Origin of the sequence: Salinicola sp. 4072 (assembly GCF_036663415.1) — a bacterium.
In the GTDB taxonomy this organism is placed as follows: domain Bacteria; phylum Pseudomonadota; class Gammaproteobacteria; order Pseudomonadales; family Halomonadaceae; genus Salinicola; species Salinicola salarius_A.
On sequence record NZ_JAXOVV010000025.1, the window covers coordinates 1 to 12,674 of the forward strand.

12 protein-coding genes and 1 tRNA gene are annotated in these 12,674 nt (G+C 59.9%); 3 read left to right on the forward strand and 10 right to left on the reverse strand.

The genetic code is table 11. The features are described from left to right. Window positions 1-25 precede the first annotated feature (25 nt). From R3F72_RS15090 to R3F72_RS15105, 4 genes are all read right to left on the reverse strand, one after another. On the reverse strand, window positions 26-808 hold the full coding sequence (locus R3F72_RS15090) for a hypothetical protein (protein WP_332780067.1): 783 nt from the start codon (window positions 806-808) through the stop codon (window positions 26-28). Further along, window positions 805-1,530, reverse strand: coding sequence for an OmpA/MotB family protein (locus tag R3F72_RS15095; protein WP_332780068.1), 726 nt, complete (start codon window positions 1,528-1,530; stop codon window positions 805-807). Before R3F72_RS15095 ends, R3F72_RS15090 begins: the two co-directional genes overlap by 4 nt. Beyond that, complete coding sequence (locus R3F72_RS15100; protein WP_332780069.1) at window positions 1,527-3,407, reverse strand: hypothetical protein; 1,881 nt, start codon at window positions 3,405-3,407, stop codon at window positions 1,527-1,529. Before R3F72_RS15100 ends, R3F72_RS15095 begins: the two co-directional genes overlap by 4 nt. A gap of 441 nt (window positions 3,408-3,848) precedes the next feature. Further along, window positions 3,849-3,925 (reverse strand) — tRNA-Arg (locus R3F72_RS15105). A gap of 183 nt (window positions 3,926-4,108) precedes the next feature. Between R3F72_RS15105 and R3F72_RS15110 the strand changes: the two genes are divergently transcribed. Beyond that, window positions 4,109-4,957 carry a methyltransferase domain-containing protein gene (locus tag R3F72_RS15110; RefSeq protein ID WP_332780070.1) on the forward strand — a complete coding sequence of 283 codons (849 nt, stop codon included), beginning with the start codon at window positions 4,109-4,111 and terminating at the stop codon, window positions 4,955-4,957. Then, a complete protein-coding gene (locus R3F72_RS15115; protein ID WP_332780071.1) occupies window positions 4,957-5,964 on the forward strand; it encodes a methyltransferase in 1,008 nt (335 codons plus the stop codon). The genes R3F72_RS15110 and R3F72_RS15115 overlap by 1 nt, the downstream gene beginning before the upstream one ends. Here R3F72_RS15115 and R3F72_RS15120 read toward each other — a convergent pair. Together R3F72_RS15120 and greB are read right to left on the reverse strand one after the other, a co-directional pair. Then, window positions 5,948-7,189: an EAL and HDOD domain-containing protein gene (locus R3F72_RS15120; protein WP_332780072.1), complete on the reverse strand. Its 1,242-nt coding sequence runs from the start codon at window positions 7,187-7,189 to the stop codon at window positions 5,948-5,950. The genes R3F72_RS15115 and R3F72_RS15120 overlap by 17 nt on opposite strands. Before the next feature lie 123 nt (window positions 7,190-7,312). Next, a complete protein-coding gene (greB, locus tag R3F72_RS15125; RefSeq protein WP_332780073.1) occupies window positions 7,313-7,852 on the reverse strand; it encodes a transcription elongation factor GreB in 540 nt (179 codons plus the stop codon). Between the two features lie 370 nt (window positions 7,853-8,222). Here greB and R3F72_RS15130 point away from each other — a divergent pair, with 370 nt between their 5' ends. Next, window positions 8,223-8,693, forward strand: a complete 471-nt coding sequence (locus R3F72_RS15130) for a universal stress protein (RefSeq protein ID WP_332780074.1) — start codon at window positions 8,223-8,225, stop codon at window positions 8,691-8,693. A 71-nt stretch (window positions 8,694-8,764) separates the two neighbouring features. On the opposite strand, the gene R3F72_RS15135 is transcribed toward R3F72_RS15130, so the two are convergent. The 4 genes from R3F72_RS15135 to R3F72_RS15150 form a co-directional block, all read right to left on the reverse strand. Next, complete coding sequence (locus tag R3F72_RS15135) at window positions 8,765-9,595, reverse strand: MBL fold metallo-hydrolase (RefSeq protein ID WP_087720022.1); 831 nt, start codon at window positions 9,593-9,595, stop codon at window positions 8,765-8,767. A gap of 76 nt (window positions 9,596-9,671) precedes the next feature. After that, complete coding sequence (locus R3F72_RS15140) at window positions 9,672-9,986, reverse strand: hypothetical protein (protein WP_087720023.1); 315 nt, start codon at window positions 9,984-9,986, stop codon at window positions 9,672-9,674. Window positions 9,987-10,327: 341 nt separating this feature from the next. Beyond that, entirely contained in the window at window positions 10,328-11,281 is a 954-nt protein-coding gene (locus tag R3F72_RS15145; protein ID WP_332780075.1) for a cytochrome d ubiquinol oxidase subunit II, read from the reverse strand. Continuing rightward, entirely contained in the window at window positions 11,281-12,633 is a 1,353-nt protein-coding gene (locus tag R3F72_RS15150) for a cytochrome ubiquinol oxidase subunit I (RefSeq protein ID WP_087720025.1), read from the reverse strand. Before R3F72_RS15150 ends, R3F72_RS15145 begins: the two co-directional genes overlap by 1 nt. Between the last annotated feature and the right edge of the window lie 41 nt (window positions 12,634-12,674).

Genomic DNA, 12,674 nt, shown 5'->3' on the forward strand with positions numbered 1-12,674 from the left:
GCGGGGAAATTTCAGCGTTTTGGCATTACTCAACAGCTATTCGCGCTGAAGAAGCCGATCCTGATAAGCGATGCCACCAGTCAGTACCTTCAGACCGCTCAATCAGCACCCTCGTGAATGAGGCGGGGTAGTGGCAAGAGGCGCGGTAGTTCAGTGAGATTCTGGACCAATCTTCCGTATAGCCGCGATCCCGCTCGTTGCCCATGTTGCGCATCGGATGAGAAGGAAAGAAAGACTCGTATTCTTCAAAGAAGAATTCGTAGGAGAAGTTTCGAAAAATATCGCTCTTGCCTCGCCCCGGCGCAAGATAGCCCTTGTAGTTCAGCTTGCGCAGACAAAGCTTGCAGACTTTGAGCTCTGCATCGCCTACACGTGAGCTAAAGTTTTCATAGATGCGAAATGCGCCGTGAAGGTCCTGAGTAGCAAAGTACTTGCTGTCGAACTTGCCACTCGCTTTCATCTTTTCCAGATGAGAACAGAAAGCTACATGAATCCTATTGCCCTCTTTGCCGTCCAGAAGTGCATTTTCATAACGCGCCGGATAGTGGCTGGGCATGTACATCATGATTTGCTGGCTGTTTTTCTGCAGTAGGCCGCCCGGGCCCTCGACTTCTTCGAATTCCTGCCAGGTAATTTCTTCTCCGCCTGTATCTACGACAGGTAGCTCTCCTTGAGACGTTGGTTGCGCTGACAGCACTCTAGGCGGGAATGGTGGTAAATCGAGAGTCAGCGATAGCGGGCGATAGCCTGGGGTTGAAACAGGGCGCACCGCCTCGACCAAGGCTGAAAGATTCAGCTCCAGTTTCATGGCTCGATCTCACCGAGAATCGCGCGTATCTGACTTTCGGCATTGGTCATGATGCGGAAACTGACACGTCGGGAGCGCTCTTCATCCTCAGCCCCTGAATCATCCAGAATAGGGTGTGCAGAGGAGAAGCCTACTGCTGCCGTGGTCTTCTTCACCCAGGCCTTGTCGGCCTGGGTGTTGGGCAATTCATAGAGATAGCTGAGAACCGATCGGGTGCGATCCTGGGATAGCTGCATATTGAGAAAGTAAGCAGTGTCCGCATCTACGCTCTGATTCCAGAGGCTAGATGTATGCCCTTCGATACGGATCTCGTCGATGTTGCCGTGAAAGGGTTCGAGCACCTTGAGATAGCGCGGATAGAAGTCTGACAGGATCTGCTCGAAACGCGGGCGTAAATCAGCTGAGCCGGTAGCAAATAGTACTTCGGGGGACTGGAAGGTCAGCGCCAGGGTGTCGGAATCGATTTCGGCCTGCCATGCTGCCAGATCGTCGTCGAATTCGTTCATCAGTGCCTGATAGATCGCCACTTGGGTTTGTTGATAAGCTTCAGCGACCTGAGTGACCCGATCACGCTCCTTGAGCGCATGCTGCATCAATGCAATGGAGATCAGTAGAAAGACCATCATCAGGCCGGCCATCAGATCCGAGACACTCAGCCAGTGGTGCTCGTCCTCGCTACCGGTCGCGCTGCCGCGACCGAAGATGGTGTCGAGACGGCTCATTGATAGACGCCTGCCTGCGATGCCTGATTCACGACTTTCTGCATCTCATTGGTCAGCCTGGAGTAATCTTCGGTAAAGCGTCCGGTGATCTGTGCCAGTTGGTTACCCATTTGAGTCAGGGCGCGGGTGAGTTCTTCCTGCATGCTGTCATCGAGTGCCTTGATCTGGTTATCAAGTGAGGCCGACGTTGTTTGGGCGATTTCCTGAAGGATGCCATTGAACTGTTGCTGGGTACTGTTCAGCTGATTCTGATACTGCTGTGAGGCCTCTTCCAGCGCCTTGCGGTGCTGTGACTGCAGGTTTTCGAGTTGCTCCTGGGTCAGGGCCTGGCTTTGACGCAGCTGGCTTTGAGTTTCTTCGCCAGCTTCGCCCAACTGGCGGGCCAACTGACTGGAGTGCTGGCTCAGTTGGTCGATCAGCGTCTTCACCTGCTGCTCGGCGTGCTCTATGCCCATGCGATGTGTTTCGCTCAGACGCTCGGCACCTTCGTTGAGCTGGGTCGCATTTTTCTCCAGCGTGGCATGCAGCCCCTCGAAAAGTTCAGCCGTCCTGCGATGCTGATCCTCCAATTGACTGGCGATGCGCTCGTTGCCTTCGGTCAGGCGGATGGTTATCTGTTCGGCCTGGATAGAGAGATGGTCCGAAGTGCCCTGCAGGGTTTCATGCACGCTGTTGTAGCGTTCATTAAGACCGGAGGCCCCATCGATCATCTCGGCATTGATGTTCGCTGAACCCTCAACAAGCTCTTTCTTGAGACTTTCGCTACCACTGACCAGTTGGCTGGCGGCGGAAAGGGCTGCCTGGGAAATATCGGCGACGGTCTTCTCGACCTGAGCGTTGATTTCCGGCACCGCCTCGATGGCGCGATCGCGCATGTCAGCGAAGGCCGAGAGATGGGCTTCGAGGTCCGCCAACTGACGCTGGGTAGTGGTCAGCAGGGTCTCCAATCCGGCCATTGCTTGGGGGATGGCGCCAGCGCTGACGCTGATATTGGCGACGCTCTTCTCGGTGTCACTGATGGCGGTAACGCCTTGGGCGTACTGATCGCGCATTTCAGTGAGCTGCTGTCGGTAGTTCTCCTGCCACTCCACCATTAATTTCACAGCATCATTCAGTTCTTCAAAGTTCTTTCCGAATTGTTCGGTAAGCTTTTCGTTGAAATCCCTGATGACTTTGTTGAGTGCTTCTATAACCTGCTCGGTAGCGGACTTCGACATCATCTCGGCGAAGTCATGCATCTGCTGGCTTAGCTCGCGAGCGAACTCATCGAAGCGCGTGCGCTGAGTTTCGGCGTGTCGGCCGAGCTGCTCGACCGCCTCGGCCTGGCGGCTGACTTCGCGCACCAGACGCTGCTGGCCATCATCCTGGCTCTGACGCATCAGCCGAATCTGCCCCATCAGGGTGTCGCTGTCATCACCGGCGATGGCATGGCGCAGCCGATCGAGGTTGTCGTTCTGCTCGCGCATCAACTGATGGATATGCTCTGGACCGATTTCGTCCGGGCCGGTAGCCAGATCTGCCCTCGGCTGCATCTGAGGCACGCTGATAAAGAACTTGTAGATAATGGTCATGCCCATGCCGAACAGGCTGGTCATGAAGGCCGTTTGTAGGCCGCCCAGCAGCAGACTGATGCTGCCGTCAATGTCATTGGGGTCGAAATGCAACAGGCCAATCACGATCCCGATGAAGGTGCCGAGCATCCCCAGCGAAGTCAGCAGATTCGGGGTGTAGTGGGTCAGGCTTCGCAGCTTGTCCTGCTTGTAGCAGTACAGGCTGATCACGAAGCAAGCCATGATCAGCGAAAAGAAAATCCCGGTTACAGTGTTCGAGGATGCTTCGCGCAGCCAGGTCTCGAAAAGCGTTGGCAGCCAGTTCATGATCGTTTTCTCCTGGGCCATGGAGCGTTAGGTACCGCCATGGTTGTTAATCCTGCGCGCTCCGGTGCCGGCTCGGAACGTAATGGTTTTGCCTTGATCGGCAGAGATGATCGCTAATTTAGGGTTTTTTCTTTAAAAAAGCTCAGGGCTTGATCGCCAGCGATAGAGCCATGGCCCATGGGGTATGTCGAGTTGAAGATGACCATGCATGGCAACCATGAGTGGTGGATGCGCCAATTGAATCCCAGGCTTTGGTCAATACCTGACTTCAGCCGGCAATCTCGTAACGCCTGACCATGGCAGTTTCTGCGGACTTGATAGAGACTGGCAGCTTTGTTGCGAGCAAAATGCAGCAGGCAATCTTGTTGGGGTACTGTTGGGGCACGGCTGGTGGGACTAAGCTGAGTAGAAAGAGTTTTATAGATAAGTTGTTGATTTAATTGGTGCCCCCATCAGGATTCGAACCTGAGACCTTCCCCTTAGGAGGGGGACGCTCTATCCAGCTGAGCTATGGGGGCGGGAGGCAGGACAGCACTACCGCTGTTCGTCGAGCGAAGCATGTGTCTCGAGCGGCGCATAGTATAAGCGCCGGATTCGCCGAGATAAACCCGCTGGAGCCATTGCGTCGGGACGCTCTGCGTTGGCGTTGATACAATGCCGCCTTTCCGATTCGAGCCATCCCTATCTCATGCCGTGTTCTCATGCCTAGTTCTGATGACGCTTCCGAGCTGCCCGCCGCGAGCCCGCGACACGGCAACGATATCCCCGTGGGGCAGGACCGGATCTTCGACGGTCTGGCCGACAAGTTCGCCAACAGCCTCTATGCCACGGCGCGCGGCCAGATCCGCCTGGCGGTGCTCGATCAGGTGCTGTCGCACGCCTTGCCGCAGGACGGTGCGCCCGCGCTGGATGTAGGCGGTGGCCTCGGCCAGATGAGCGTGTGGCTGGCGGAGCGGGGGCATGATGTCACGCTGGCGGAGCCTTCCGCGGAGATGCTGGCGCATGCGCGAGCCGAATTCGGCGAGTTGCCCATCCGGGCGCTGCAGGCGCCGATCCAGGCATTGCCGGAGCTGGCGCCGGGGCCGTGGCCGCTGATCGTGTGTCACGCGGTGCTGGAGTGGCTGGCCCAGCCGCGTCAGGCGGTTGCCACGCTGAAATCCCTGCTGGCGCCGGGCGGTCGCCTGTCGCTGATGGTGTTCAACCGCGATGCGCTGCGTTTTTCCAACGTGGTCAAGGGCAACCTCGACAAGGCGCTGGAGGATCGGCTCTCCGGCACCGGCCAGCGCCAGCGGTTGACGCCGATCTCGCCGCTGACGCATGCCGATATCGAACGCTGGTGCCGGGAAGAGGGGCTGGTGATCGAAAGCGTCGCCGGTATCCGGATCTTTCACGATTACCTGCGGGAACGCTCGCCGAGCGAGGAACAGCTCGAGACGATCATCGAGCTCGAGAAGCGCTACTGCCAGGTCGAGCCCCACTGGCGCCTGGGGCGCTACCTTCACTACATGATTCGGCACGCCGACAGCGCGGGCCCAGAGGAGACGTACTGATGTCGACGCAACCCCCGGCGTGTCAACTGCTTGCCCGCCAGGATGCGGATTATCGCGGCTGGCTGTGGGTGGCGCCGCCCCGCGATGGCTGGCTCGAGTCCGGCGAGGGCAGCGTCTGGAGCGCGGAGCTGGATGTCTGCGACGCCTGGCGTCAGGCCGGCCGGCCAGCCTACGGCGCCCTGAGCGCGCCGCCGGCCAAGGTGCCGGGGGCGGTGCTGTTCTGGCCCAAGAGCCATGCCCTGGGCGAATGGTGGCTGGCGGCACTGAATGCGTCCTTGCCTGTCGGCACGCCGCTGCAAATCGTCGGCGAGAACCAGGGCGGCATCAAGCGGGTGCCGAAGATACTGGAAGGCTTTCAGCAGGAATGCCGCAAGCTGGATACGGCGCGTCGCTGCACGCTGTTCGCCACCCGCACGGTCGAACCCGTTCGCGATCCGGATGCGGTCTGGCAGACGTTCACGGCAGAAGGGCTAACGCTTGAGACCCATCCCGGCGTTTTCGGTCATGGCAAGCTCGACGAGGGCACGCGGCTGTTGATGGAGGCGTTGCAGCAGTCGCCGTTACCGGCGCGCGGTGGTGCATCGCTGCGGGCGCTGGATGTCGGCTGTGGCGACGGCATTCTGGCGGCGTGGCTGGCACGGCAGGGCTGCGAGGTCACGGCGGTGGACATCAACGAGTTCGCAGTCGAGGCGACCCGCCGCACGCTGGCGGCCAATCAGTTGACCGGAACGGTCGTCCAGAGCAATGTCTATCGCCAGCTGGAGGGCACCTTCGAAGCCATCGTCAGCAATCCGCCGTTCCATCAGCAGCGTGCGGTCGATTACGGCCCCGCCGAGCGACTGATCCGCGAGGCGCCGGCGCATCTGGTCGATGGCGGCAGCCTGACGCTGGTCGCCAATGCGTTTCTGCCGTACCCGGACTGGCTCGAGGCCGCATTTGGCAGCTTCGAGATCCTGGCCGACAACCGGCGCTTTCGCGTCTATCGCGCCATCAAGGCCTGGCGTTAGCCTGTAGCTCTCGGGCCGTCTGGCGAGCGCGCCGATCGGCGGCCCGGACGTCTTCGGCCTGAATGCCGATCAACTGCAGCCGAGGCCAGGTAATTTCGTCCCATGACTCGCTTTCCAGCCGGATGGCGGTCTCCAGCAGCGCGCCCACCGGGCCGGCGCGGGTCAGCAGTGCTCTGGTGATCGACGCGTGCAGCGGCAGCGACTCGACGAGTTCCACCAGTGGGCGATCGAAGAAGGCCTCCAGGTAGGAAAACAGGCCCGAGATGAAGGCTTTCTCGGCCAGCGCGGGATCGCCCGCCGCGAGTTCCCGACACAGGCAGGCGCGCGCCAGCGCCGACTGCGGCAGTGACTCCGGCTTGTCTTCCATCTCGGACAGTGCCAACAGCGTCGCCAGACTGCGGATGCGTTGCGGGCCGACCAGGCCAACGGCTTGCTCCAGGGAGGTGATATCGGCCTGGCGTTGTTTGGTGTTGTTGACCAGCCTGAGTAGACGCACGCCAAGCGTAGGGTCGTACTCGATGGCGGTGGATATCTCGCGCACGCTCACGTCCGGCTTGCTGAGCGTGGCGATGAGTTTGAGTATGGCGATGCGGTCGGTGACCAACGTGGCGCCGTGAACGATCTGGGGGCGGGCGAGAAAGTAGCCTTGGAACAGATCGCAACCGGCACGCTGGCAGCAACTGAGCTCGGTTGCCGTCTCCAGCTTTTCGGCCAGTATCTTGAGATGCGGATAGCGTTGACGTAGCTGCTGCACGATACGCTCGAATGCATCGTCGCAGTAGTGTGGATACTCGAGCTTGACGATATCCACGAGGGGGAGATAAGGATGCTCGATATCCTCCTCGGCGTAGTCATCCAGGGCGATGGTGAAGCCTTGCTGGCGTAGCAGCACCAGTCGGTCACGGATGGCGTCGTCGAACGGAATGTCCTCGAGTAGCTCGATGACCAGGCAGGCAGGGTCGAATGGCAGATCATCGCGCAGCGTCGTCGCGGTAAAATTGACGTATAGCGGCTTCCCTTGACTGACCGTCTCCAGATCGCTCTGGGTGAAGGCATTCAGCAAGACGGTGCTGGTCGCTCGGTTGCCATCGAATGATATCGGCATCGGCCCGCCATCGGTCGGCCGAAACAGCAACTCGAAGGCGACGATTTCGAGCGAGGCATCGAAGATCGGCTGCCGTGCGAACAACACCGAGGTTGCTGGTGATTCGGAGGCGTTCGGCATGGCTGTCCTCAGTGGGTCCCTGTCATTTTGATCTGTCGGGCCAGGTTGGCTGGCCCTTTGACCCTCTATCGACCGCCTCGCGGATTTTTTGAATTACCGGCGCGTTTTCAGCGTCTTCTCGTTTCAATGGTCGCGATCCGAGTAGGCGATGTCGGTCACGATATAGTGGATCTCGCCACCCGGGGCAGCGACCACGACATCATCATCGAGCCCTTTCCCCAGCAATGCCCGGGCGAGGGGGGCGTCGACGCTGATCCAGTGCTTGTCGGTATCGGTCTCGTCGTGGCCGACCAGGCGTATCGACAGTTCTTCGCCCTCGTCGTCTTCCAGCGTCACGTAGGCACCGAAGTAGACCTTGCCGGTATCGGCCGGCAAACGGTCGACGACCTGCAGCTCGTCCAGGCGTTTACGCAGGTAGCGAATCCGCGCGATGACGCGATTGAGCTCTTTCTTGTTGTAGGTGTAATCCGCGTTTTCGCTACGGTCGCCCAGGGCGGCGGCCTCACCGACTTTCGCCGATAGCTGGGGCCGTTTGACACGTGACAGATGGTCGTGGATGCCCTGCAGTCGATCGAATCCCTGCGGGGTGATCAGGTTGCTTTTCTTTTCCTGACGCGGGTCTTTCTTGGGATCGCGCCAGCGCGTCATGTTTCGGCCTTGCATAAGACGTCTCTCGATGCCTGAAGATCCGGATAGCGTAACGTGAATCCGCCGACCACCACCACGAGCACGGCGATACCCTCGGCCCGCGAGACGTTGGCCGAGCCAGGCCTCGTCAGTCGAGCAAGGCCTCGTCAGTCGAGCAAGGCTCCGTTAGCCGAGCAATGGCCCGTGGCTGCCGGTATGGGTTGCAGAGGGCGGTAGCAAACGGAAGCAGAACCGTAGCGACAGGAAGTCGCCGTGGCGAATGGCGTCGTGGTGTGTGCCGAAGCGTAACGGAAAGCGGGGAAGGGTTTTATGCGGTTAATCCGGATTAACGAGGAGGAAAGGACGCTCGCTATACTCGATAACGAGATGACAACGAGAGGCGACAATGCAGAATTCGATCCTCATTCCCATGGGAAAAAATCCGGCATCCATGGCGGCCTTGCGAAGGGCGAGAGGCATTGCCCAACATGAACATACTCGACTTTATCTGCTGCATGTCGTCGAGCCCAGCGAGACGGGAGATGTTCTGGGCGCTGCGACAGGCGCCGCCACCCATGCTCTGGATAGCGAAGATCTCGCGCGCGCCGAAGCGTTTCTGGAAGCTCGGTGGGACCGTTTGAACGAACCCATGGCGGCCGTGAATTTCGTCGTAAAGGCTGGGAAGCTTTCCGAGACGATCGCTGAAGAGGCCCGGCGGCTGGAGGTCGATACGATCATCATGGGTACGTCGAAATCCTCCCCGAAATGGGAAGGGATGATCGGCAAGGTCAAGAAGTCGACGCCCTGTAAATTGACGATCGTGGATGAAGAGGAGAACGTCGTCCTGGAGTACTCGCCTGGCTCATCTGACACCTAACGCATTTGACTCGCCTGGCTCGCGGAACCGGGACCGATGACGCAGACCCGGCTCGGCAGATTCTCGACAGATTAGTGCATGAACGTATGCTTCGGCATGTGATCGGCATGGAAATGGTTGAGAATGTGCTCCAGCCCGTTGGTCAGAAGGGCACCACCGACCGGCGGGCCATGACCCGTCGTCGCCATCGCCGGTGACAGCTTCGCGAGTCGCCTGATGGACTCGAAGGCCTGCCTCCAGTCGTGGGTGAAGTAGCGCGGTGGCCCGCTCAGTTTGGCCCGTTGCAGGATGACCTGGCCGAGAGATTCCTGCTGTACGGTCACGAAGGCATCCCCCGCGATCAACGTCTTGTCTTCCTGCCTGAATAGCGAGACATGCCCCGGCGAATGGCCCGGCGTCGCCAGCCAGCGCCAAGAATCCAGCCCGGGAACCGAGCCGTCCTCCGGTAGCGGAGAGAGAACGTCGTTGAAATGATAAGGGCCTCGCGAGAACAGCGGGGAGAGGCGCGAGATGACGCCGCCTCCCGCCGAGGCGTCCGCTGGTGGATAAGGCATCGAGCCGGTCAGATACGGGAACTCCAGCGCATGCGCGTACAGCGGCACCTGCCAGTGGCGACTGAGCGCCAGCGCCGAGCCGATATGGTCGAAGTGGCCATGTGTCAGGATGATTGCCGCGGGTGCCCGATCGCCGAAGAGCCGTTTGGCCCAGGCGATGATTTTTCCCTCTTGCCTGGGGAGCGCAGCATCGACCAGCACCCAGCGATCCTGGCTTGGCTCCGCCACGAAGCAGATATTGACAAACTTGAGCGTCAGTTGCGTCACGCCGGGTGCTACCGGAGAACTTTGATTATCGCGGACTGATATCAGGCCCAGGGCAAGATTCTGACGGGTTTCTTCGTTCATGGCTTATCTCGTGCTGGACGACGGGATGACTCGACTCGATTCGACTCGGTTCTATAAGAAGGCGCGCCAAGATTCGCTAGCCGCTCGCCTTGGGGTCCGCTTTATCGGCCTTGTCATTGATGTTGGACTTGTGGGCCTTCTTCTCCTTGGCGAGCTGGGCGCCAGGAACGGGCGTCTCCTTCACCGTGTCGTTATGGTGGGGCGTATGCCGTGACTTGGCAGACTTTTGATTATCGACGTTTTCATCCGGGCGATAGGGTGTCGGCTCCTCGTGATGGGATTGTGCCGCTTTACGGCCTTCGGCAGCATTGGGGGTATCCTTGTCCATCGCCTTCTTGGCTTGCTGACGCTCTGTTTCAGTCCCTTTGGACCCATCCGTCTGTCGGTTCATCACGTTGCTCCTGAGTGAAGACATTCCCGAGACAGAATCGGTCAGTTTGTCTCCAGTTTAAAGCTGATGCAGCGGGCATGATTAATCGGCATCAACAATCCTCATGGATCGAAGGGGGATCGAAGGACGTATTCCCTTATTCATATCGAAGCATCGCTAAAATGCGTTGCTCGATGTTGAAGACGAAGAGGCCGCTTTCGGCATTGTTTTGTTCATGGCAGCGCTGAATTTACCCGCGAATGGCTGGCCCCTGATCGGGAAGATAACCGTGCCGAAAAGCTGATACTTTTATCAGGTCAGGCACAGTCTGACGCCATGTGGATGCTGGTTTGCCGACTGCCTCAAGACTTCAGGAGAGAGCGATAGCTGTACAGGGTATAGGTCACGATCAGTGGCAGCGCTATCGCGAGTCCGACCAGGAGGAACAGCAGGCTGGCATGCGAGGCAATCGCGCCTTCCTCCGCCGGACTGCCGATCAGGAGATCGGGGTAGATACAGACATAGACGATCGAGGTCAACAGCAGCACCGAGCACGCGGCCCATAAAAAGGATGCCGTACGGTTATTGGTAAGACGTCTGGCGAGTACGGCGCCCACGATGCCGACGGCGGAGAGCCCGGCGATGATGCCGCCTCGTTCTCCTACCCGAGAGGCGAGCAGCGGCTGCTCGATCAGACAGACGACGATCCAGAGAACGAGCATGAGGAGCGCCACGATGCCCAGCGTCAGGCGGTAGGCCGACTGCTTGCCGGTGCTAGTCTGGGAGATTGTCATGCGCAGCCAGGCACTGCCCAGCACGGCATAGCCCAGGATGAACACGGCGCCGCCAAGGGCGCTTTCATATTGCCAGATGTCGCCATGGCCAGGTTCGTCCGAGAGCCCCTGGCCCATGAGAAGCTGCGTGGCGATGGCGCCCTGGAGATAGGCGGCGGCCAGGGCGGTCAGAAACAGCAGTGTCTGGAAGAGCGCAGGGCGCGAGAACTTTTCATAGAATTCGAACACGATGCCGCGCACGAACAGCAGCATCAGCAGCACGACGATCTCGATGTAGAAGGCTGGCAGTATCGTCGAATAGAGCGCCGGAAAGGCGCCGTACAGCGCCGAAACCGCGAAGACCAGCCAGGTCTGGTTGGCATCCCAGAACGGGATGACGGAATGGATGGCGTGTTCCCGAACCTGCTTGTGGCCGAGAAAGGGCATGTTCAGGCCCACACCCAGCGTGTAGCCATCCAGCAGGAAGTAGATGGAAAGCGCCAGGGCGATCAGGATGTAGAGTACCGTTGCCAGCGTATCCATCAGGAGGCCCCGTTATCGTCTTTCGCCAACATGGCGCGCGGTGAACGCCGCGTGAGCTTGAAGAACAGGTAGGTTCCCGCCCCGGACACCAGCGTGTAGATCGTCCACAGCACGGCGAGGCTCGAGATGAGCTGCCAGGTGCCATAGGGCGTCACGGCTTCCTGTGTCGTCATCTCGCCGTAGATGATCCAGGGCTGGCGGCCGGCTTCGGTGGTGATCCAGCCGGCCTCGATGGCGATGAGGCCCACCGGCAGGGTCAGGGTCATCGCCCGCAGGAACCAGCGGGCATCGAAAAGCGACCGTCGGTGGCGGAGATAGAGCGACACCGCGACGATGCCGAGCATGGTGAAGCCGGTATAGACCATGAGCCGGAAGGACCAGAAGACCAGCGGCACGTTGGGGCGTTCCGCCTCGGGCCAGTCCGTCAGCGGCTGGATCTTTTCCGTCAGGCTGTGGGTGAGATAGAGGCTGCTGAGCCGGGGAATTTCCAATACGAAGCGGTTGCTCTCGCTGTCGCTGTCCGGCCAGGCGGCAACGACCATCGGCATGCCGCCGCGCTCCGGCTTGTGCTCCCAGTAGGCCTCCATGGCCGCCACCTTGACCGGCTGGTTCTCGAGCGTATTCAGCCCGTGGAGATCGCCCGCCACGATCTGCAGCGGCACCACGAAGGTCAGCATCCACAGCGCCATCGACAGCATCTTGCGGGAGACGGGGTCGGTGCGGTCCTTGAGCAGGTGCCAGGCCGCGATGGCGGCCACGACGAAGGCAGTGGCGATCATCGCGGCCAGCGACATGTGGACGAGACGGTAGATCGAGGAGGGGCTGAAGATCACCTGGAACCAGTCGACGGGGATGAAGGTGCTGCCATCGCGCCCGTAGCCTGCCGGCGTCTGCATCCAGCTGTTGGAAGCGAGGATCCAGAACGAGGAGAGGTAGGCGCCCACAGCCACCATGATCGCCGAGAAGCAGTGCATGCGGGTGCCGATCTTGCCTTCGCCGAAGATCATCAGGCCGAAGAACGTCGCCTCCAGGAAGAACGCCGTCACCACTTCGTAGCTCAGCAGCACCCCGTTGATGCCGCCGGCGGCGCGGGTAAACCCCTGCCAGTTGAGCCCCAGCTCGAAGGCCATGACCACGCCGGATACCACGCCGGCGCCATAGTTGGCGGTGAAGTGGGGCAACCAGTAGTGGTACAGCGCCATGTAGACCGCATCGCCTTTCCACGCCGCCATGCAGCGCAGAAAGGCGAGGTAGGTGGACAGGCCGATGCTCAGTGCCAGAAAGATGATGTGGAACAGCAGGGTGCTGGCGAACTGCAGACGTGCGAGATCGAGCGTGTCCAACGAGAACATGGCTGGTTACCCTTTCAGGAGCGGCGCATCGGCCGCCTATT